We start from the raw sequence: 23,157 nt of genomic DNA on the forward strand, positions 1-23,157 counted from the left end.
GTAACACAATGGTTAACGGGCGCTTTCTACGATTTCAGCGCGCCGATAATTACTAATTGCAGCACCTGCTAAAACAAATACCAGAGCAACAACAACAGACCACGAAAAACTAATTTGTTCAGCAAAAACCAACATGACTGTAGAGAGTAACGGCGTTAAAAAGCTTAATGACGCAAGTAGTGATTTATTACCTCGTTTTAATGCACTATCCCATAAGTAAAATGCGCCGCCTACAGGGCCCATTCCTAGTAGTATAACGCCGATACTTTCAGCACTTGAAAAATTCAACTGAGTTGGCTCAAAATACAAGTGTGCTAACAACGCCAAGAGTGCTACATAAAGTGAAAGCCAGCCTATATCGTCCACATGATTATCAAAGCGTGTCATCAAAAATGAATAGCTTGACCACAATAGTGCGCAACTAGCCGCGAATAAATAGCCTAATGAGTTTTGGCTACTAATGTTGATCCCGCTGCCATAGGTTATCAACAATACAATGCCAATAAAACCGACGAACCCTCCGATGATTGCATTTATTCTAGAGCATGAGTTAGCAATAAACACACCTAGTAGCAACGGCCATAAATACACAATTAGGCTAACTTCAATAAGTGGAGCATATTTTAACGCCATAAAATAGCAAAAGTGAAAACCAAATAGACCAATAATACCTATGATTGTTTGTGTTTTACTCAGTGAGGGAGGGGTAAAAAGAGGCTGCTTAGTGAGTACCCTCTTTATAAATAACAATAAAAACGACACAGCAAAGCACATAAACAGTAGCTGAAAAGCAGGTATCGACTTTGTTAAATTCCCCAGTAGTGCTAATGCACCCCATAAAAAAATAGCTAATACACCAAAAGTTGTTGCCATCACGCATATATCAGTTAAAGAGCAGGGAATTAGTATATCAAGCTATTGCCTGTTAATTTGTGATAAATAGCATTTTTGCAACTTAAATAGAGATTTAATACAGCCAACCCTTGCTAATTTATATCAGCTAGATAAAGTAGTGACTAAATAATTATTCTAAATTTAAGAATTAGTATTCTCTCTATATTTAACAACAATAAAAGGGCAAACATGTTTGATTTGATCGTAGGCAGGATAAATAATCTGCTTTGGGGCGAAGGGCAAATACTGATCTACATTTTACTATTCACCGGTATTTGGTTTTCAGTACGTTTAAAACTAATTCAAATTTTTAAATTTAAACACATGTTCAGTCTGCTCAAAGGCAGTAGCCAATGTGATAAAAACGACATTAGTTCGTTTCAAGCATTGTGTACCGGATTAAGTGCTCGGGTTGGCACGGGTAATTTAGCTGGCGTTGCTGTGGCAATATCATTAGGTGGCAGCGGCGCGATATTTTGGATGTGGGTGATTGCCATATTAGGCATGGCCACAGGGTTTGCCGAAAGCGTACTTGGCCAAGTGTATAAAGTACGCGATAGCCAAGGCGAATTTAGAGGCGGCCCCGCTTATTATATTCAACAAGGAATAGGCAGTCGCAGCCTCGCTATCGCCTTCGCTCTATGCTTATTTTTAGGATATGGCTTTACGTTCAGCGCAATGCAAACCAACACCATAACCGATGCGCTTAATTTCGCTTTTGAAATACTGTAGTGGTCAACTAATTTAGGACACCTGATAAGAGGTTTTTGTTAAAGTAGCGTTTCTCTTTTTCTAGCGGTGTTAAATAATCATTAAAACGGTGTGGTCTCACTGACTGATAATAGCCCCAAATATAATCAATAATGGCAGTCCGAGCTTCAGCAATATTCTCATAACCGCCCTTTGGCATCCATTCTGTTTTAAAGCTCCTGAAGAACCTTTCAGTTGGCGCGTTGTCCCAACAGTTACCTTTTCGGCTCATGCTCTGCTTCATGCCATTACAACTTGCCACGGATTCAGCAAACTTCTTGCTAGTGTAATGGGTGCCTTGATCAGAGTGAAACAACACCCCACTTGGCTTTAAGCGCGACTGATACGCCATCTGCAGCGCTTTGGTTGTCAGCATACTGTCAGGCGAATCTGATACAGCAAAGCCAACAATACGACGAGCATATAAATCTAAAACGATAGCTAGGTAGCACCAGCCGCCTTTAATGCGAACATAAGTGACATCACCTGTCCAGACATGATTGGGCGATGTGGGGCTAAAGTTACGGTTCAGTATGTTGTCATGAGCTTTGTGTTCTTCATCACAGTGCTTGTATTTATGCGTCTTTAACTGACAGCTTTTAAGCCCCATGCTGCTCATAAGTTTACCTACCATATAACGGGTCAGCTTGATGCCGTGTTCATTCATTAGTATAGCGGCAATGCTGCGAGCGCCTGCTGAGCGCTTTGAGTCGTTAAATATTTGGCGGACTAATGCTTTAGTTTTGACGGCTTCAAGGCTGATGGGCTTGGGCTTTAGTCCATAGTAGTAACTGCTCCTCAATACCCCAAACAACTTGCATAAAAGGCTTTTACTGGCCTGTTTGTCTTGCTCTGCAAGCTTGCTTATCAGCGATAGCCGTTCAGGCTGTCCAAGGCCAGCAGAGCAGAAGCCTTTTTTAATATGTCGCGCTCCATAGTCAGCCGCTTAACCTGCTTACGCAATTCTTGAAGCTCGCGCTGTTCATCCGTTAAAGCGTTGCCGACTTTAGGCGCTTGGCCACTCATTTCTTGACGGTACTGACTTAGCCATTTCTGCAGGGTAGATTTGCCAATACCCAGTGAGCTTGCCACATCAGGTATGGTGCGGTTGTGATCAGTGACTAAGCTAATCGCTTCTAATTTAAATTCTCGGGTATATTGGTTGCGTTTGTTGGTCATACTATTTTCCTTCTTTGGGTTAGTATAGCCTCTTAGCAGTTGTCCAATTTAATTATGCCACTACATACCGACATTTTATTCAGGAATAGTAATCACTGTTCTTGCAGGTTCAATTATTCTTGGCGGCTTTAAAGCGATAGCCCGCTTTGCTGAGCGAGTGGTGCCTATTATGGGCATTATATTTGTACTGGCTGCAGTGATTATTACCTTGATTAACGTCACCCAAGTACCCGCTATGTTAAAGGATATATTCTTATCTGCTTTTGGCCTGCAAGAGGCGGGAGCTGGCGCAATGGGCGCAGCGATAAAAAATGGTATTCAACGTGGCCTTTATTCAAATGAGGCTGGCGCGGGCAGTGTACCGCATGCATCAGCCAGTGCGTCGCCTATTCCAAATCACCCAGTTACTCAAGGGTATATTCAAATGCTTGGGGTGTTTTTTGATACCATCGTGTTGTGTAGTTGTACCGCGGTGATCATCTTACTGGCTGATGTAGATATTAGCGGTGAGATGGAAGGCATTCGTTTAACACAAGCGGCAATGACCGCGCATTTAGCACAAGGTGGTGTGTATTTTGTTGCCGCAGCTATCAGCTTATTTGCTTTTACTTCAGTGGTTGCCAACTATGCCTACGCCGAAAGTAATCTACATTTGTTTAAGCTCGATAATAAACTAGGGCGTGGTATTTACACACTTTTATACTTATCAATGATGATGTGGGGCGCATCTGCCACATTAAAAGAAGTATGGGACTTAGCCGATATTGCCCTTGGTTTAATGACAGTCGTCAATGTAATTGCCATAATATTGCTCACCCCGACTATTTTAAATGTCACAGACGATTATAATAGGCAACGAGCCCAAGGGATTGAACCTGAATTTAATGCAAAAAATGTGCTTGTGCAAGGTAAAACCGAGCAGGGAATTTGGCACTAAATATAACGATTAAAGTGAATGTTTTTGCATAAATATTCACTTTGCCAATGATTAAAAATAATGAAGTATTTTCATGATTGATATTTATGCAGGTAACACTGCAGCAAAAATAATAACTGAGCAGGGCTTTACCCCCGACCTTTTTAGCAGCTTTTTAGGGGCATCCGGTGGCCCTAAATGGTTTACTTTATTTGGTTTAGATAAGTATATTTTTGGTGAGTTTTTTAAACACCGATCATCACCACTGAATTTGATCGGCTCGTCGGCGGGAGCATTTAGAGCAGCGTGTTTTTCACAACATGATCCCGTTGCCGCCATTTCACGTTTAGCTAAATCGTATAGTGAAACGCGTTACTCGAGTAATAAACCAACACCGCAAGAAATAACCACTAAAGCCCGTGCGTTACTCGAAGAGGTGTTTGGCAATAATGGCGTGACAGAGATAATCAACAACCCCATTTTTAAAGCACATTTTATTGTCGCAAAATCAAATGGCTTAGTAGCAAGTGAACTCAAAGCATTACAGCTATTGGGCCTGAGCAAAAGTTATTTAACCAATCGCGTAAACCGGCGCTTTTTAAATAAACAATACGAACGCTTTATTTTTCAAGCGCCTAATAGTGATTTAGCCCTTGAAGACAGCTATCAATTTAAAACTACACAGCTAGATTTAAACAAAGATAATTTAAAAGATGCGTTATTAGCCTCTGGCTCAATCCCGCTAGTTATGCAAGGTATAAAAAATATTACCGGCGCGCCAGCGGGCATGTATCGCGATGGCGGCATTGTTGATTACCATTTTGATTTAAAAATTAACAACCCAGGTTTAATTTTATACCCGCATTTTAATAGCGAACCAAAAGCAGGGTGGTTTGATAAAAGCTTAAAACGTAAAGTCGCTTCACAAAACTACGACAACGTAGTAATGATCACCCCATCAAAACAATTCATCGCCGGCTTACCTTACGGAAAAATCCCCGACAGAAACGACTTCACTGATCTCGACGCCGACACGCGAATTAAATATTGGCGAACCGTGTTTAGCGAAACTGAAAAATTAGCTGACGCGTTTGATAAAAACTTATCAAACCAGAAAATTGATTTGAAAATAATTGACAGTTTAAGGATATGAATTATTTTTTATTACGGCTTACTGTAACAACCCATAAATTACGTTATGTTAAATGGTGTGAAATAAATTAAAGTGGGCGTAATCACACGAACTAGCCCACTTATAGAAGGTTTTTTAGGGTTAATTTAGCTCAGAATCTACCCAGAATTTAGTGCCTTTTAACACGGCCTGCAGTGCGAGGCCACTTTCGGTTAAAGAATAAACGGTTACTTGATCGGCAATGGCTTCGGCAACTACGGCGCCACCTTTATCTTGATACTTTGCAGCGGCATCGGCATTACCACCGAAGGCCCAACCATGTTCAATAAAACGGTTTAACGCGGCTTGATTATGAAAAACCATCACTACATTAAAATCTTTAACGCCTAATCCTAACCCTAAACCGGCTTCACCCATATTCATATAGGTCGATTTACCGGTTAAGTTATTTTTTACCACACCATAGCCGCCGCCAAAGCTGGCTAAAACAACATTGACATTGGCATTATCAAATACGGCATAGCCTGCAGAATTAGCAATTTGTTGTTTAACATCTGGTTTTTCTTTGTATAATTTACTCAGTGTATCCGCTCGCATATTTTGCACTAGATTACGCTTTTCAGTTGGCGAAGCACTACCTGTTGTAGCACAACCAGACAGTACTAATGTGAGTGCGACTAAACTTAAAACAATTAATTTTTTCATATGCTTTCCTTAAACCAACAACATTGCTTTGCTATTATCTAATTAGCTTCACAATTATAGAACCGCTAAGTCCAATACTAGACAGTATCGGACTTTATAGTTAAACTGTAACTACTTTATTTTATTAGAAATAACTATATTATGCTTGTTGCTTTGGTCGATACATTAAAACAATTACGGTATCAAATTGCCCATCTTGAAGATGATACATTGCAATCAGAATACCCAGAACTTGCCTCCTTTATACAGCAAGTTGGCTTGACTGTCGCTGAATCTAAGCAAGAATTAGTATTTTTGTACCAATTTTTATATGTATATGGTCGAAAATCAGAAGCAACCTATAACCGTTTCCGTAACGAACTCGAGCGCTTTTATTTATGGTCTTGGTTAGTTGCTGAAAAGTCAGTATTTGAATTAAAGCGTGAAGACATCGAAGCCTATGTTGATTTTATGGTTGAACCCGATAAACGCTGGACCATGACTTCGGTGCAATGGCGTTATAAAGATGAGCAAGGGATCCGTAGATTAAACGAAAATTGGCGCCCTTTTATGCTCAAAGAATCGATTGCCAGCCAGCAAACTTTAGCAGCTATGTTCACAGCACTTAATGTTTTTTATAAGTTTGCTATTTTAGAAGAAAAAACCTTTGCTAACTTTGTACCGGTTGTTAAAAAGAACAGCCCTTATTTAGTTGTGCAATCACAAATAAAAATTCCTGATACCTTAAGCGATATTCAATGGGAATATGTATTTGGTGTCACCCGTGATAAATGTGAGCAAGTTCCAGATCTAGAACGTAATTTATTTACTTTAGCCTGTTTAAAAGGCCTTTATTTACGGATCTCAGAACTATCAGAGCGGCCACAATGGTCGCCTGTTATGTCTCATTTTTGGCAAGATAATGATGGCTTTTGGTTTTTAAGGATCATGGGTAAAGGAAATAAATTACGCGATGTCACACTCAGTGAAGATTTTGTAACTTATTTAAAACGTTATAGATTATATCGAGGGTTGCCAGCCCTGCCCCGTGTTGATGAGGCTGAACCATTGGTACATAAAATTCGCGGCCAAGGTGGTATGACTGTTCGACAAATTCGCCGTTTAGTACAACAAAGTTTTGATTTAGCAAAACAATCTTTACTTGATGATGGTTTTACGGATGATGCCGAGCAACTAGAATCCGCGACTGCGCATTGGCTAAGACATACTGGTGCAACCCATGATGCACAAACTCGCCCTTTAAAACATTTATCGGAAGATTTAGGGCATGCAAAAATTGCCACTACCGATCAAATATATATTCAAACCAATATCAAAGAGCGTGCAAAATCTGGGCTTAAAAGGAAAGTTTAAATGGAATATATTGTATTAGCCGTTGTGGGTTTAGCATTTTTAATTTACTCATTATCTATGCATCAACTCGAGCGAGCAGAAATTACCGGACCTATGTTTTTTGTTATTATCGGTGCGTTGCTCGGGATTTTTCTCCCAAGTAAAACGGCTCATTTAACCAGAGACTTAGATCATTTATTACCTTTAATAGAATTAACACTGAGCATATTTTTATTTACTGATGCTGCAAAAACCAAACTGACGGTTTTAAAACACAGCTTTCAATACCCTAGCCTATTACTTTTTGTTGCTTTACCACTTACCTTGTTTGCTGGAATTATTATTGCGAGTTTAATGTTTACACAGCTCACACTTATTCAAGCAGCACTGGTGGCAATAATATTAACGCCGACAGATGCGGCGCTTAGTAAAGGATTATTAAATAGCAGTGCGGTGCCTGAAAAAATTCGCGAAGGGATCAATACTGAAAGTGGCTTAAACGATGGTTTATGTGTGCCGATATTTTTAGTCTTGATGTTGTTAGCAAAAGAGCCGGCATCTGCATTTTCGGTTTATGATACTATCCTTGTTTTTGCACGTGAATTAGGCGTGGCTATTCTGGTTGCAATTGCTGCGATGGGATTGATCATTCCCGCGATTAAATTTGCAATGCAACGTCATTATTTCTCAAATAACACGAGCCCATTTTTAGTGGTTGGCATGGCAATGGCCATTTTTTCGATTGCACAAAGTTTACATAGCAGTGGTTTTATTGCGGTGTTTGTTGCTGGATTAATTTTTGATAGATTTACTGATCTGACTTTACGCTTAAAACTCGTTGAAGATAGTGAGCACATAGCTGACTTTACTGGTTTGTTGATCTGGTGTTTATTTGGTTTTGTGTGCAGCTATTTAGTTCTGCCAGAATTGTCATGGGCACTTGTTGTATTTGCATTACTCAGTACAACGCTGATTAGAATTATCCCTGTGATGTTGTCATTACAATTTACTAAATTAAAAATGAAAGAACGTTTTACTTTTGCATGGTTTGGTCCGCGAGGTTTAGCGTCAATCGTGTTTACTTTGATGGTGATCGATAGCAGCATCGAAAATAAATACCTTATAGCTACAATTGCTATGACCACTATTTTATTTAGTGTTTTTATTCATGGTATGAGTACTAAGCCTATTGCTGATAGTTATTTAAAATAAAAATCACATTCTAAAAAAATGCCGCACTTCTTTTTAAAAGAGTACGGCATTTTTATTTATATTAAATTAACTGTTATGAGATCAGCTTATCGGCTAGCAGTTCTATCGGGTGTTTAGGTTTGAATTTCTCATAGCGTTTAACTTGGCTACGACAAGAAAATCCTGTTGCTAATAATTGCTCAGGTTTATTTTTTTCTACAACACCCTGCCAACTCATTTCATATAATGCCCGCGAGTTATTTTGGTTTTGCGCTTCATGGCCATAAGTACCCGCCATGCCACAACAACCGGTTGCCGTAGTATTAAGTGTTAAACCTAAATCTGAAAAAATTGTTTGCCAAACATTTGCCGCTTTTGGTAATGCGGTTGTTTCAGTACAGTGGCTTAACAAAGTAAACGTTGCATCGCTAGTTACTTTATCTGCCAGCGGTTTAAACGATTGTGTTGCTAACCATTCATGGGCAAGTAACACTTCAAACTCACCACGGTCATTTTCTAATATAGAATTATATTCATCTCGGTAACACATGACTAATGATGCATCTAAACCTACCAAAGGGGCATTTATTTCTGACAATGAATTTAAAAACGCAGCGGCATTTTTAGCGGTAATTTTAAATTCATGCAAAAAGCCTTTTACGTGTTGCGGCTTCCCGTTTGGTAAAAATGGTAATAGAATTGGCTTTTTACCCAGAGCGGAAATGACCTGTATAAAACTTTCTACCAATTCAGCTTCGTAAAAACTGGTAAACGGATCTTGCACAATCAACACATAATCATTTTGTTGTTCGGGTGTAAGTGCGCGTAGTTGTTGAAAATTAAATTGATGTTGTTTCTTGATACGCTTTTTAAGTGAAGGCGTACTAAGCAGTGGTGTATCAACATAGCCAACCGTTTTTTTGATCAACGCGCCAACAATTTTAGTCTTGACTATTGGGTTTATTATTTTTGAAAACTTTGCCATAACAGGTGCGCTGTTTTCAATATTACCGACTAAATAATCTTTTAGTGGACGTGCATAATAACTGTGATAATAATTTAAAAAGCGTGAGCGAAAAGTTGGTACATCTACTTTAATTGGGCAGGCTGTTGTACATGCTTTACATGCCAAGCATTCATCCATAGATTCTTTTACTTCGTGAGAAAAATCGTATATGCCTTTTTTCTTATCGCGGCTGTGTTGGTAACGCTCCCACCAGGTGATCACTTCACCTTTGTTGAGTTCTTTTTCTACATCTAATAAATCTATATTTTTAGTTTGTTGTAAACGTAACCATTCGCGCATTAAACTCGCGCGGCCTTTTGGTGAATAGCGGCGATCACCCGTGACTTTATAAGATGGACACATTGGTGATTTTTCGTCGTAGTTAAAGCAAATACCATTACCATTACAGGTCATTGCATTGTTAAAACTGGTTTTTATATCGACTGAGATTTGCTTATCAAACCACGCACGCTTTTGATCATCAACGCTAACTAGTGAGTCATCACTATCGATAGGTGTACATATTTTACCTGGGTTGATGCGATTGTTTGGATCAAATGCAGCCTTTATACGGCGTAATTGATTGAACAAATGCTCCCCAAAAAACTCAGGGCCGTATTCGCTACGATAGCCTTTACCATGTTCACCCCACATTAGGCCGCCGTATTTAGCCGTCAGTTTTACAACGGAATCGGAGATCACACGCAATAATTTTTCTTGTTCTGGGTCGCACATATCCAGTGCTGGGCGTACATGTAATACGCCTGCATCAACATGGCCAAACATACCATATTGCAAGTTATGGCTATCGAGTAAGGCTCTAAATTCAACGATGAAATCAGCAAGATTTTCCGGAGGAACTGCGGTGTCTTCCGCAAACGCCAGTGGTTTTTGTGTGCCTTTTACATTACCTAATAAGCCAACTGACTTTTTACGCATGCCGTAAATTTTTAAGATGTCTGCTTTATCGCTGGTAAGCTGATAGCCAATCACGCCATTTTTTTGTTGTGCTACGCAATCATCGAGTAATTTACATAAGCTTTCAACTTTGTCTTTTATGTCGTCAACTGACACCGCATTAAACTCAACCATATTGAGCCCTTGCATGTCTTTATTTGCAACATCGGTTATTAAGTCCGATACTGAATGCCAAACGATATCTTGGCGTGCAAGGTTAAGCACTTTACTATCAACGGTTTCAACAGACGTTGCCCGTGCAACAACTAAAAATGGTGAATGGCGCAGTGCAGAATCAAAGCTATCGTACTTAATATTGATCAAGGTTTTAAATTCAGCAATAGGCGTAATATTAAGTTTTGCTTCGGTGACGATACCAAGTGAGCCTTCTGAGCCTGTTATTAGCCGACTCATATCAAAAGTTTGTAAGTCTTCACTTAGTGTGTGTTCTAGGTCATAGCCCGTTAAGAACCGATTTAAACGTGGAAACTTGGCTAAAATCGCATCTCGATCTGATAAGCAAATATCTAAAACCGTAGCGTATAGTTTTCCGATTGTGGTGTCTTGCTCGGCGATGAGTTTGGCTTTTTCAATCTCAATCGGGCTGGTCGACATTGGTGTACCATCAATTAAGTAGGTTGTTAGGCCTAAAACATGGTCACTGGTTTTGCCATACACTAATGAACCTTGCCCGGATGCATCTGTATTAACCATGCCACCAATGGTTGCGCGGTTACTGGTTGATAAGTCAGGTGCAAAAAAGAAACCGTACGGGCGTAAAAAGTCATTAAGTTGATCTTTAATAACCCCTGTTTGTACACGAACCCAGCCTTCTTCAGCGTTTATTTCGAGAATTTCTCGCATGTAACGCGATAAATCAACAACAATACCCGGTGTTAAAGACTGACCGTTGGTTCCGGTACCACCGCCGCGAGGGCCAAAAGTTAACGATAAAAAAGGGTCTTGAGCTGCAGTTTGCAGGGCAATTTGAATGTCTTTTTCGGTTCTTGGAAAAATAACACCTTGCGGTAATTGTTGGTAAATACTGTTGTCGGTTGATGCGGTTAGACGAGTGCCGTAACTTGCATCTGTATCGCCAGTAAACCCTTGTTTAGTTATTGTTTTTAGGTAACTTGCGACTAACTCGGTCGCGGCATCTTGTTGGCTTATTGTTGCTATCATGACGGTGATAAATTAAGGCATTTGTTAGATTATATCATGCTAAAGCGCAATAGAAATTGAAGATTTCACAGTTTGTAACACTCTTTTTGTCGTAATAAGAACCAGATTATCTATACTGATGTTAGTAAGCTTAATTGCACGGAACTTTTAAAATGAAAAAATGTTTATTATTATTTATTGGCAGCCTATGTATGTTGCTGGGATTATTTTTTGCGCTTGTGCCTGGTCCGTCACTGATATTTTTTATTGCGGGGTTAATGTGCTTTTCATTTTATTATCCAAAAGCACGCTATTATCTGGCACTATGTCAAAAAGCCTTGACTAAATCATGTGCATTTTTAGATAAAAAACTCGCCCGCTAAACTTGTTTAAAATTAATTGCGTAAACAAAAATGCCAGCAAATAAGCTGGCATTTTTCATCTTAATCGTGGCTTGTTACTTTGCTAATTTTTTAGCAAGGTATAACCATGTTTCGATTACTGTATCTGGATTTAGTGAAACAGAATCAATGCCCTGCTCTACTAACCAGGCTGCAAAGTCTTCATGATCTGAAGGACCTTGACCACAAATACCTACATACTTTCCTTTGGCTTTGGCTGTTTGAATAGCCATAGAAAGTAACTTTTTGATCGCAGGGTTACGTTCATCAAATAAATGAGCGATTAAACCGGAGTCACGATCAAGACCGAGTGTTAACTGAGTTAAATCGTTTGAACCAATTGAGAAGCCATCAAAGTACTCTAAGAACTCTTCTGCAAGTAGTGCATTTGATGGCAGTTCACACATCATGATTACTTTTAAGCCGTTGTCGCCACGTTTAAGGCCATGCTCTTCAAGTAATTCAATAACGCGTTTACCTTCTTCAAGGGTACGTACGAACGGGATCATGATCTCAATGTTGGTCATATCCATTTGGTTACGTACGCGTTTTATTGCTTCACACTCAAGCGCGAAACAATCACGGAAATCTTCCGAGATATAACGTGCAGCACCACGGAAACCAATCATTGGGTTTTCTTCTTCTGGCTCATATTGTTGGCCGCCAACTAAGTTAGCGTATTCGTTTGATTTAAAATCAGACATACGAACAATAACGCGCTCAGGCGCAAATGCACAACCGAGTGTTGCAATACCTTCAACCAGTTTTGAAATATAGAACTCAACCGGTGATTCGTAACCGGCCATCATTTCTGTGATCTCTGCTTTTAATGCATCAGTTTGTGCATCAAAATTTAATAATGCTTTAGGATGCACACCAATCATACGGTTGATGATAAATTCAACACGGGCTAAACCAACACCTGCGTGTGGTAAACGTGCAAAATCAAACGCGCGATCAGGGTTACCCACGTTCATCATAACTTTCATTGGTAGTTCAGGCATTTTATCTACACGAGAAGTGAGGATTTCAAAGTCTAGAATACCTTCGTAAATGAAACCGGTATCGCCTTCGGCACATGATACGGTAACTTCTTGGCCAGCTTTAATTAAATCAGTTGCGTTGCCACAACCAACTACCGCCGGAATGCCTAATTCACGGGCAATGATTGCTGCGTGACATGTACGACCACCACGATTAGTAACAATCGCTGCAGCGCGTTTCATGATAGGCTCCCAATCTGGATCTGTCATATCAGTAACTAAGATATCGCCAACTTGAACTTGGTCCATTTCACTGATCGAATTAAGTACACGTACTGTACCTGAACCAATCTTGTGACCAATCGCGCGACCTTCGACAACAACATTACTGCTGCCATTTAATTGGAAGCGTTCCATAACATTGGTATCTTCGTTTGAGCGAACTGTTTCTGGGCGTGCTTGTACGATGTAAAGTTTGCCATCGTTACCGTCTTTCGCCCATTCGATATCCATGGCACGGCCATAGTGTTTTTCGATGATCACAGCTTGCTTAGCAAGTTCTTCAACTTCTGCATCTGTGATTGAGAATTTGTTAGAAAGCGCAGTGTCCACATCCACAATTTCAACTTGTTTACCATGTGCTTCATCAGCTGAGTAAATCATTTGAATAGCTTTAGAGCCAATATTGCGACGTACTACCGACGGCTTACCTTTTGCAAGTGTTGGTTTATGAACATAAAATTCATCAGGGTTAACCGCACCCTGTACAACCATTTCACCTAGTCCATAGCTTGATGTAACAAATACCACATCTTCAAAGCCTGATTCAGTATCGATACTGAACATTACCCCTGATGCTGATTTGTCAGAGCGAACCATACGCTGAATACCCGCAGATAATGCAACACCACGGTGATCATAACCTTGGTGTACGCGGTATGAAATTGCGCGGTCGTTAAATAATGAAGCGAATACATGTTTGATGGCAACCATGACAGAGTCAATACCACGAACATTTAGGAAGGTTTCTTGCTGACCTGCAAACGATGCATCTGGCATGTCTTCAGCAGTTGCTGATGAACGAACGGCGAATGATACATCAGCTGTTGCATCACCGTGGAGTTGGCTGTATGCATCGCGGATTGCTTGATCTAAATTAGGTTGGAATGGTGTGTCGATGATCCATTGGCGGATATCAGCACCTACTTTGGCTAGTGTGTTTACATCATCAACATCAAGAGTGTCGAGAATGTCATGAATTTTTGCATTGAGTCCTGATTGATCTAGAAACTCATTAAAGGCGTCGGCGGTTGTAGCAAAACCACCTGGCACTTGTACACCAGCGTTAGCTAGGTTAGAAATCATTTCACCAAGTGAGGCATTCTTGCCACCAACTCGTGGAACATCTTGCATACCAAGCTCTTGATACCAGAGAACGTATTCTTGCACGGGTCTTTCTCCAAAAAACAAATTGTCGTATTAACTGTGAGAGTTAAGAAAGAAAACCTTCTAAAAAGGTCACCTTCATTCTACACTGGTAACAGACCTTACGTAAACCGTAAGGACCCCATTTTACTCTATAACGTAATAAAAAGGTTAATATGAGAACTGCATTTTATATTTCTGACGGTACTGCCATTACTTCTGAAGTATTTGGCCATGCGACTTTGTCTTTATTTCCCGTCGAATTTAACCATAAAACTATTCCATTTGTTGAAACTGAAGCAAAAGCTAACGAAGTAAAAGCATTGATCAATGCAACATCACAACGTGAAGGTGAAAAACCATTGGTTTTTTTTACGTTTGTTAATCATAGCCTAAGTGAAATCATTCGCTCATCTAATGCTGTGAGTTATGATTTTTTGACCACTTTTAGTGATAAAATCCAAGACGAGCTTAAAGTTGCACCGGTACCTAAAGTACACCGAACACATTCAATGCATGAGAAAAGTTATGATTTTAGAATTGATGCGGTTAACTATGCATTGACAAATGATGACGGTGCAAACATCAAAAATTACGCAGAGGCTGATATTATTTTAGTGGGTGTAAGTCGCAGTGGTAAAACACCGACGAGTTTATACCTTGCTTTACAATACGGTATTAAAGCAGCTAATTATCCGCTTACAGAAGATGACCTAGAAACGGGCAAGTTACCTGCTTGTTTAACTTCATATAAGCAAAAACTATTTGGCCTGACAATTGACCCACTACGGCTGGCTGATATTCGCCAACGTCGTATGGCAAACTCTAAATATGCATCGCTAAAACAGTGCCGTATTGAAGTACGTGAAGTTGAAATGCTGTATAAAAAACATAAACTCCCTTACTTAAATTCAACACACCATTCTGTTGAAGAAATTTCAGCAAAAATCATTTCTGATACAGGTTTAGAGCGCCGTAAGTACTAACTTCTGCTGTTTTTAAATAATATCGGACATTAAAAAAGCCGCAGTTGCGGCTTTTTATTAATGCGGGTTACTTATTTACTTACGTGCGTCTTTTAATAAGTCTGCCACTAAGAAGCCAAGCTCTAATACTTGGTCTGCATTTAAGCGTGGGTCACACTGCGTGCGGTAACGTTGTGCTAAATCATCGTCTGACAACCCATAAGCACCACCGGTACATTCAGTGACATGTTGACCAGTCATTTCTAAATGTACACCACCGGCGTATGAACCCTCGGCTTTATGTACAGCAAAAAACTGACTGATCTCACGTAGAATATTGTCAAAGCTACGGGTTTTATATCCTGAAGTGGCTTTTTCAGTATTACCGTGCATTGGATCAGAGCTCCAAATTACTTTACGGCCTTCCTGTTGTACTTTTCGTACTAGCGCTGGTAGCTTTTCTGGCAATACATCAGCACCCATGCGTGTAATTAACGTTAAACGACCAGGGATGTTATCTGGGTTTACTGCATCAATTAAACGAATTAGTTCGTCTGGGTCCATACCTGGGCCAACTTTAACCCCTATTGGGTTTTTAATGCCTTTGAAAAACTCAATGTGGGCATGATCAAGCTGACGAGTACGTTCACCAATCCAAACAAAGTGCGCAGAACAATCATACCAATCACCCGATAAGTGGTCTCGACGTGTTAGTGCTTCTTCATAACCGAGTAATAAAGCTTCGTGAGAAGTATATAGATCAGTTTCTTTCAAGCTTGGCGCAATTGTCGAGTTGATCCCGCACACTTCCATAAACTCTAGGGCGTCTTGAATTTTGTCAGCTAACTGCTGGTATTTCTCTTTTAGTGGATTTGCAGCCACAAAGCCCATATTCCAACGGTTAACTTGGTGTAAATCAGCAAGTCCCCCTTGTGCAAATGCACGCAATAAGTTTAATGTTGCAGCACTGTGATGATACGCTGTCATTAAACGTTGAGGATCTGGAATACGCGCTTCTTCAGTAAATTCAAAGCTGTTTACAATATCGCCGCGATATGAAGGCAATGAAACGCCATCAATCGTTTCCAAATCTGCTGAGCGCGGTTTTGCATATTGGCCAGCCATTCGCGCAATCTTAACGACAGGACACTTACCGCCATAGGTAAGTACAACCGCCATTTGTAAAATGGTTTTAAAGGTGTCACGAATATTAGCAGCATTAAAGTCACTAAATGATTCAGCACAATCGCCACCTTGAAGTAAAAATGCACGCCCTTCGCACACATCTTCAAGTTGTTTAAACAAACTACGTGTCTCTTCAGCAAAAACTAAAGGTGGCGCACTTTTTAATTGGCTTTCTACGCTTTTAAGCGCTTGTTGATCTGGGTACTGTGGTTGCTGAAGTATTGGGAGCTCTCTCCAGCTATTTGGGTTCCACGACTGCATGTTCTTTCCTCATTCCTACGTTTACCTGTTAGGTGAAAATTAACGTATGCGGCCCCCCTGTTCAAGGACTATATTCGCTAATTATCAATTATTTAGTTATGAGATAAATATTATTGAAATTCGCTGATCAGTAATCTGTTTTTATCATTTTATTTCCAGTTGGAAATTACTTATAAATCATTAATTTTAAACAGATAAACTACTTTCCCTGATTATACAGAGCATGCCTTACCAAGCATGCATCATTACACACATGTGAAGAACACATCATACTTGAATAATTGAAAGGTGTACCCTAAACTTTACAGTTAATTATAAAAATTATAAGTTATCAAGTAGCTTGTTTTTATTTTATGTGCTAAGAGCTAGCGTTAAGTATCCTCAGGGCAAACTCTTTTGCTAAGGAGGTACTTAATTAATGAACGGAATATTTGGTTAGAGCATAGCTAACAGATGATCTAAAATGGAGTTAGCCATAATTGTTGTTTGACATAGCAGCACTTTTAAACCTCCCCTAATTGCCGTTAAATTTTTAATCATCGTTCCAACTTAGTTATGCTGTAGGTCAGAACTTAATAAACTAAAGAATGAATATGATCTTCATCCATCCCAAATTGTAATAATTAGATTTTGTAATGTTTCTATTTGGTACTAAATTTCTGTTACTACCCTAGCAACTCTTAAATTACAAACTGCTCTTGGATATTTTGCAGGGAGCAGTGATAAAGTAAAGCTGTTACATTGTGTCTTTAGTCGTAGTAATTCGCTCATCACTATACTCAAGTGCCAGGAATAAGCCCGAAGATACTTTAAGTTATAGAGGCTATGTAACTTAATATAATTTCGCAAGACCGTTTTAATTGATTGGTAGAGGTTTTACATCCAATGTGTCATTTAATTACCTTAGCTAATGCCAAAACACTAGAGATTTGCTTAATGTGCAATGCACTTAACTCAAAAGAAGAACAAATTAATACGCCTACAAACTATAGAAACAAACACATAAAAGAACACATCATACTTTATATACTTATAGTTTAAACTTAGCCCCGAGATAAAATTAGCTAAATATAGCCAAAAGGATGTGCGGTGATTAAATATAGAAAATATTTTTCACTATGGTAGACTAGCTGTATCAAATTAGTATGATGTGTTCTTATGGTAACTAAAGTACAAATTCGCAGTCAGTTCGACTTACTTAGTGATTTAACAAACTTATTTATTGATGATCTTAAATCCTGTGGCTACAAAAAGGCTGAATATTATCAATTACCTGATATTGAAAGTCGGGATGAAAAAGTGATTCCCCAATCTATCAGTGTTAAAAAAATAACTGGCGATGAAGCCCACAGAGCAATATTAAATTCGTTTACAGATATATATAAAAAAACTGACCTCAGTAGTCGTGTTTTAAAGCGCCACCCAGGTCTATTGGTTATTGATAATGCAGATCAAAGACAACTCGTTGCGCGGATTCAACAATTAAATAAAGCAAAAGCTTCATTTAAAGATTGTATTTTAGCAATCGATAATAATGATGCTCGCTTTGAAGCTGTACACAATGCGATTCCAAATTTAATAACACTAGCAGCATATCGCAAAGTGCACTTTGAAATTGACTCCCCTTTTTCAGTTCGCTTTACTTGGATGCATAAGCATGCGACCAAAACGCTGACTAAAAAAATGGCTCTCGCCATGCTCGAAAAATCCGCAGGTTACTCTAATCCTCGGATGATAGACCAACACAGCTGGCAAGCCCTTGTTGCTCAAGAACAATCAAGAGTTGCAAGTTTAGGTGATAAAGAAAAGTTAAGAATTCGCCGGCCAACTCGCGTAAGCCCTCAAGTGAATGTTAGATATACAGCACAAAACCGTTATCATGTAAGTGCAGCATTGCCCTTTATTTTGATTAATCCTGAACCAGATGTAAAACTCGGCACTTTGTCAGATTATCAAAAACCTGAAAGCCACCCGCGAAAACGTGAATATGATTTTCTTGTTGATAGGCTTTATTTAGAACAAGTTGATAAGTGATTATGTTAAAAAGGCCGCTATATAGCGGCCTTTTGGTAAATTATACTAGCGTGAATTAAAATCAATCTTCTACAATAGCTTCAATTTTATCTTCATCAATTAAGACAGCATTCTCAACAATACGTTTTCCACCTTGGATCTCAATTCGTTTGTTATGCTTGTTCAACGTTAGTATTTCATCGCAGAACTGATCAGATGGATGCATTTCATAGGTATAGTCAACAATGTTACCTGTTTTATCATCTTTAACATTAGTGATGCTGTATTCTGAAATTGCACCTTTCTCAATTAAATCTTTCATTGTTGTTGTCATATCACGACGCAGTGCTTTTAATTTATTTTCTGTAATATCATCGGTCGAATATATTGAACCATATTTTTCCATAATAGAAAGTAATCTAAAATGATATGTTTTACCTGGTGCAGCATAGCGCCATAAATGATAAAGGCGAAGCATCATCCAACGAGATAATCCGCGTTTTAATTCTTGTGCACTATTGAAGTAATAACCTTTGTATTCAAGATTATCGATCATGTTATGCACAAACGCATTCAAACATGCCACACATTTTACGTTCCCGCCCTGCCCTTTCTTCCCACTAAAGTGAAGAGATGACAAAAAGTTCATGTTTGATTCGTAAAATGAATCATCGATATCTGTATTTTTTGTATCTGTCGCAGAATATTTAAAAGATAACTTCGAACCTTGTAATGCTTCTAATGCTTCTTTGATTTGCGGGTAAGGCATCGATTGCCCAACAGCCTTAAGTTCCTGAGCTAATTCGTTCATCGAAAAAACCACAGCATATTGAATACCGGACTTAAAATTAATTTTTACGATTTTACCTTTTGATGCTAAACGAATAAGAGCACGTTCAACTTTTTCTTCGCGATCTGATGGCCAAACTAAATATTCAACATCCTCACCATCTTTGCGGCTACTGACTACAGCAGGTGTAATTTTAATTTCACCATCATATAAAATTCCATCAACTTTCTCTGATATTTTCCGAGTGATGATGGTTTTTTTTGGTGCTTCTTCTAAAGGTAATTTTTTATGACCTGAGCGAACAAAGCGTCCCCATAAATCATAATGATTAAATGTATTTGAATAGGCTCGTAAACCATGCGCTGCATTTTCTATTGATACACGTACATCTTTATTATCTGTAAATAATGCGAGACTTTCGTTATCAATTGCACTTTCCACCCCGTGGATCTGGCCCCGTAATGTATCGGGCAAGTTATCTACCGAGATGTTGACCTTTCGGTTCATTGTTCTTATTTCCAAATTTGTTGCGACAGTTAATAACAACACATTAAACTGTAAAAGTTAAATGTTTAAGTTAGTATAAACTTGATCTGAGTTTAAAATATATTTTCAGATCACTTTTTTACTAACATAGCATGATCTTTGACGTTTTGAGATCACTTTTTTACTAACTGAGGGGTTATAAGTCTAATTTTTACTAACTCAACTAAAATATTGTCCGTCTTTTTTCATTTTTTACGATTAAACACACGACATAATTATGTTTTTTCTTACTAGGCTGTGGATAATCAGCAGATCAGTTAGCATAGATCTGATCTATACCTACTACAGATCAGATCTATACTAATTAAAGCCACTATATTTACAGATAGATGGTGGATAACATCTTAATTTACTTAGTAAAAAACTGATCTAAACGACACTTTTTGTGCATAATACTGTGCTCAAGCTGTGTATAACTCAATTATTAAATTTCCGGTAAGTAAAATAGTGATCTGCCAGTAACTAAAGATCTGATCTTAACCAAGTATAAACCTGATCCACTTTTTTTACTATTGTTTATATATTTCATGAGGTTATATTCATATTTTAGCCCCTTAACCTTTACTACCTTATATATCTAACCACCTTTAAACTTCTTTATTTATACTAAGCGATATTAAGTCTTCAATAGGTTTTTTTAATGTCTTGTTATTAAAAGTGATGTCGTCATAAATAGTTGTTTACAGTAATTTGAATGGACATTATACTAAATGCCTAACTTTGAGGAAGAAAGTATGTCAATTCATAATAATGCGCTCTCCACCTATCGGCTTTTAAAAGCAACTGCAGAAGTAGCAGAAAAATCATTAGCAGGACGTATTCAGCATTATCGTGCCCATTTAAAATCAGAAGAAAAAGAACTACGCACCTATACCCAAAAGGCAGCAGCTGATCTGTTAGGCTGTAACAACCGCACTTTAAAACGCCGACATGACAATGGCGATTTTGACGAGTTAAATATCAAACGCGGTGCTAATGGTCATTATGCGTATACCCTAGTTAATATCTTTGCAATGGCAGATATCATGGATATTCAGCCAGATCATCGCAATGTTGACGATAAATTACAGGTTATTGTGATCAATTCGTTAAAAGGCGGCTGTGGTAAAACCACCAGTATGGTAAATATTGCAGCTGCGTTAGCAACTACAAATATTAAGCGTTACCGCATCGGTATTATCGATTTAGATCCACAAGGCTCTTCTTCAAGTTTTTTCCCACCTAGCGAACCTGAACCAATTACGGTTGGTGATTTAATGCGTGATTGTATTGATTTAGATGCGGATGAAACCTGGCAACAACTTGTTACGAATGCTTTTTTACCTACGCATATTCCAAATATCCGAATATTACCTTCTGGTATGGATGATTTTTATTTTGAGCATGAAACAGCGACCTTGTTAAAAGATAGCTCAAGTTATGATGTTACTTGTCATTATCATAAATTACTCGAAAAAGTCATTGAGCCCGTCAAAGACCAATTTGATATTATCTTAATTGATACAGCTCCTTCTCTTAACTTCATGTTTTATAACGCTTTAATGGCTTCTACTGCCATGCTAATTCCTGTTCATCCAGAAGCTGTAGACTTTGATGCGAACAATAAATATCTTAAACGCTTAGGTGAAATTTATCACACAGTGGCTTCTTTAGGCCATGAAGGCTGGGACTTTATGCAGTTTTTAGTCACTAATTACGTTAAAGGTAACCACTCACAACGTGACATTGTTAAAGATGTTCGTAGTGCATTTGGTCGTCAAGTGATGAGTTACCCTATTAACCATAGTTCAGCTATTACAGCCAGTTCATCATCATTTAACACCATATTTGATCAAAAAACATCGGATAGTCTTGCCAGTCGTGAGTCTTTACTGCGCGCACAAGAAAATATTAAGGATGTTGTCGATGAACTTGAAATGTTGATCCGCTCAAATTGGCTTTCAACCCAATCTCAATTGAATGAACCTAAGTAAGGTAGTTAACAAAAAATGGCTAAAAAACGTAAAAATGACACCAGCTTAGATCCTTTTGCAACTTCAATTGGTAGTAGTAGCTTAGATGAATTACTGGAGCAAGCCAGTGCTGGTGATGTGATCAAAATGCCTGCACCGAGTGATCCAACTCGCCAGATCACCCTTATTTGTAAAGTGATCCCTCATGCAGAAATTGAAAGTAGTACGAAGGTCTATGCTAAAAATCGTCGTGTTCAAATATTACTGAATGAAAAATCAGTTGCTGATATCCTTCCTGCTATCAGCGAGGATGGACGCAACCAACACCCTGCCCTGTGTTGGGATAAAGGTGACGAAACACTCGTACTGGCAGGCTCACGTCGCCGTATGGCCTGTATTTTAGGTCAAGCTGATTATATGGTGTTGAGTTCAACTGATTTCACCGAGCAAGATGCTAAGATTTTAGCTATTTCATCGGATCAATATATCGCTCCAAGCTTATGGGAACTCGGCCAAGCTTACCAACAGACTAAAGATGAGTTAGTTGAGCAAGGCAAAAAAGGCTCTTACCGCGAAGTAGCTGCGATTGAAGGCGTATCTCATACAGCCATTGCCGATGCAATTAAAGCGTACGAGAAGCTTCCTGCAACAGTGCTTTCGCTCTACCCAACCGCGAACCATGTTGGCCGTGAAGTTGCTAAAAAATTGATTGCAGCTAAAGAGCGAGACGAACATGCCTTTAATCAGCTGGTTAATCATTTAACGCATGATCAAAGTTTAGAAGAAATTACTGGCGATGATAAGCGTGCAATGGCGATCACTAAGCTACTTACTGCTGAGCCACAATCAGCACAACGCCGCGAAGCATTGTTAGAAAATGACTATATCAGCGTACAACGCAACTTAAAAAGTGGTGATGTTTCCATTAAAATTGACAATAAAGTGATGACTGACAAGCGCTTAGAGCAGTTAACTAAGCTTTTGAATGCTTTTAATTAGTTGATAAAAATCTGATCTAAGGGTGCTATCAAGTTAGTAATAATCTGATCTCAACCCTCATTTTGTTAGTAAAATAATGATCTGAAATGTTTAAAGCAGAGCGTTTTTAACGTGCAGATCATTTTTTTACTAACTTACTCCCCTTATTTTCGCTTTTTGCAAGTTGATAGCTCTTTGCTTAGTAAAAATATGATCTGTAAAGCCCCCTTATTTCTAGTGAGTTGTTTATAACTTGTGTGTTAGTTGTTGGTTAATTGTGATTAACTACAAATCTACTCAGTTATCTATGCCGAGATCATTTTTTTACTAAGCTGGCAGCTCCAACCAGTCCGATTAAACATATTAATGCTTTAGCTCAGTGAAGATAAATCATATACTGGTAAAATTATTTTTGATTTTTACTGCCTTGAGCAA

16 protein-coding genes and 2 pseudogenes are annotated in these 23,157 nt (G+C 38.7%); 10 read left to right on the forward strand and 8 right to left on the reverse strand.

The features are described 5' to 3' along the window. Nucleotides 1–12: 12 nt before the first annotated feature. Nucleotides 13–873: an EamA family transporter gene (locus tag NDQ71_RS21500; RefSeq protein ID WP_301562702.1), complete on the reverse strand. Its 861-nt coding sequence runs from the start codon at nt 871–873 to the stop codon at nt 13–15. A gap of 210 nt (nt 874–1,083) precedes the next feature. On the opposite strand from NDQ71_RS21500, the pseudogene NDQ71_RS21505 reads away from it, so the two are divergent. After that, nucleotides 1,084–1,620, forward strand: a pseudogene (locus NDQ71_RS21505) (alanine:cation symporter family protein); the annotation flags it as partial. Nucleotides 1,621–1,633: 13 nt separating this feature from the next. On the opposite strand, the gene NDQ71_RS21510 reads toward NDQ71_RS21505, so the two are convergent. Both NDQ71_RS21510 and NDQ71_RS21515 read right to left on the reverse strand, forming a co-directional pair. Next, the gene (locus NDQ71_RS21510; protein WP_201608432.1) at nt 1,634–2,566 is read right to left on the reverse strand and encodes an IS3 family transposase; all 933 of its coding nucleotides are present in this window, start codon (nt 2,564–2,566) and stop codon (nt 1,634–1,636) included. Next, complete coding sequence (locus NDQ71_RS21515) at nt 2,512–2,823, reverse strand: transposase (protein WP_201608430.1); 312 nt, start codon at nt 2,821–2,823, stop codon at nt 2,512–2,514. The genes NDQ71_RS21510 and NDQ71_RS21515 overlap by 55 nt, the downstream gene beginning before the upstream one ends. A gap of 64 nt (nt 2,824–2,887) precedes the next feature. Between NDQ71_RS21515 and NDQ71_RS21520 the strand changes: the two are divergent. Both NDQ71_RS21520 and NDQ71_RS21525 read left to right on the forward strand, forming a co-directional pair. Next, nucleotides 2,888–3,760 (forward strand): annotated as a pseudogene (locus NDQ71_RS21520) (alanine:cation symporter family protein); the annotation flags it as partial. A gap of 73 nt (nt 3,761–3,833) precedes the next feature. Next, nucleotides 3,834–4,892, forward strand: a complete 1,059-nt coding sequence (locus NDQ71_RS21525) for a patatin-like phospholipase family protein (protein ID WP_301562703.1) — start codon at nt 3,834–3,836, stop codon at nt 4,890–4,892. Between the two features lie 120 nt (nt 4,893–5,012). On the opposite strand, the gene NDQ71_RS21530 is transcribed toward NDQ71_RS21525, so the two are convergent. After that, nucleotides 5,013–5,576, reverse strand: coding sequence for a YSC84-related protein (locus NDQ71_RS21530; protein WP_064664858.1), 564 nt, complete (start codon nt 5,574–5,576; stop codon nt 5,013–5,015). Between the two features lie 141 nt (nt 5,577–5,717). Between NDQ71_RS21530 and NDQ71_RS21535 the strand changes: the two genes are divergently transcribed. Together NDQ71_RS21535 and NDQ71_RS21540 are read left to right on the forward strand one after the other, a co-directional pair. Next, a complete protein-coding gene (locus tag NDQ71_RS21535) occupies nt 5,718–6,929 on the forward strand; it encodes a tyrosine-type recombinase/integrase (RefSeq protein ID WP_192540129.1) in 1,212 nt (403 codons plus the stop codon). Then, entirely contained in the window at nt 6,930–8,120 is a 1,191-nt protein-coding gene (locus NDQ71_RS21540; RefSeq protein WP_301562704.1) for a cation:proton antiporter, read from the forward strand. A 73-nt stretch (nt 8,121–8,193) separates the two neighbouring features. Here the strand turns inward: NDQ71_RS21540 and NDQ71_RS21545 are convergent, their stop codons facing one another. Beyond that, the gene (locus NDQ71_RS21545) at nt 8,194–11,244 is read right to left on the reverse strand and encodes an FAD-binding and (Fe-S)-binding domain-containing protein (RefSeq protein WP_301562705.1); all 3,051 of its coding nucleotides are present in this window, start codon (nt 11,242–11,244) and stop codon (nt 8,194–8,196) included. A 152-nt stretch (nt 11,245–11,396) separates the two neighbouring features. On the opposite strand from NDQ71_RS21545, the gene NDQ71_RS21550 reads away from it, so the two are divergent. Beyond that, nucleotides 11,397–11,606: a hypothetical protein gene (locus NDQ71_RS21550; RefSeq protein WP_064664854.1), complete on the forward strand. Its 210-nt coding sequence runs from the start codon at nt 11,397–11,399 to the stop codon at nt 11,604–11,606. A gap of 74 nt (nt 11,607–11,680) precedes the next feature. Here the strand turns inward: NDQ71_RS21550 and ppsA are convergent, their stop codons facing one another. Further along, complete coding sequence (gene ppsA / locus NDQ71_RS21555) at nt 11,681–14,056, reverse strand: phosphoenolpyruvate synthase (RefSeq protein ID WP_064664853.1); 2,376 nt, start codon at nt 14,054–14,056, stop codon at nt 11,681–11,683. A gap of 152 nt (nt 14,057–14,208) precedes the next feature. Here ppsA and NDQ71_RS21560 point away from each other — a divergent pair, with 152 nt between their 5' ends. Further along, nucleotides 14,209–15,018 carry a pyruvate, water dikinase regulatory protein gene (locus NDQ71_RS21560; RefSeq protein WP_064664852.1) on the forward strand — a complete coding sequence of 270 codons (810 nt, stop codon included), beginning with the start codon at nt 14,209–14,211 and terminating at the stop codon, nt 15,016–15,018. A 75-nt stretch (nt 15,019–15,093) separates the two neighbouring features. Here NDQ71_RS21560 and NDQ71_RS21565 read toward each other — a convergent pair whose 3' ends face one another. Beyond that, complete coding sequence (locus NDQ71_RS21565) at nt 15,094–16,443, reverse strand: class II 3-deoxy-7-phosphoheptulonate synthase (protein WP_192540132.1); 1,350 nt, start codon at nt 16,441–16,443, stop codon at nt 15,094–15,096. Between the two features lie 1,158 nt (nt 16,444–17,601). On the opposite strand from NDQ71_RS21565, the gene NDQ71_RS21570 reads away from it, so the two are divergent. Continuing rightward, a complete protein-coding gene (locus NDQ71_RS21570; RefSeq protein WP_064664850.1) occupies nt 17,602–18,477 on the forward strand; it encodes a DNA replication terminus site-binding protein in 876 nt (291 codons plus the stop codon). A gap of 61 nt (nt 18,478–18,538) precedes the next feature. Here the strand turns inward: NDQ71_RS21570 and NDQ71_RS21575 are convergent, their stop codons facing one another. After that, the gene (locus tag NDQ71_RS21575) at nt 18,539–19,753 is read right to left on the reverse strand and encodes a hypothetical protein (protein WP_064664849.1); all 1,215 of its coding nucleotides are present in this window, start codon (nt 19,751–19,753) and stop codon (nt 18,539–18,541) included. 773 nt (nt 19,754–20,526) lie between these two features. Here NDQ71_RS21575 and NDQ71_RS21580 point away from each other — a divergent pair. Next, nucleotides 20,527–21,765 (forward strand): AAA family ATPase, encoded by a 1,239-nt coding sequence (locus NDQ71_RS21580; protein ID WP_301562706.1) that lies wholly within the window; start codon nt 20,527–20,529, stop codon nt 21,763–21,765. A gap of 15 nt (nt 21,766–21,780) precedes the next feature. Then, nucleotides 21,781–22,743, forward strand: a complete 963-nt coding sequence (locus tag NDQ71_RS21585) for a hypothetical protein (protein ID WP_064664848.1) — start codon at nt 21,781–21,783, stop codon at nt 22,741–22,743. The last annotated feature ends 414 nt before the right edge of the window (nt 22,744–23,157 follow it).

Source organism: Pseudoalteromonas sp. KG3, from assembly GCF_030436385.1.
GTDB lineage: Bacteria > Pseudomonadota > Gammaproteobacteria > Enterobacterales > Alteromonadaceae > Pseudoalteromonas > Pseudoalteromonas prydzensis.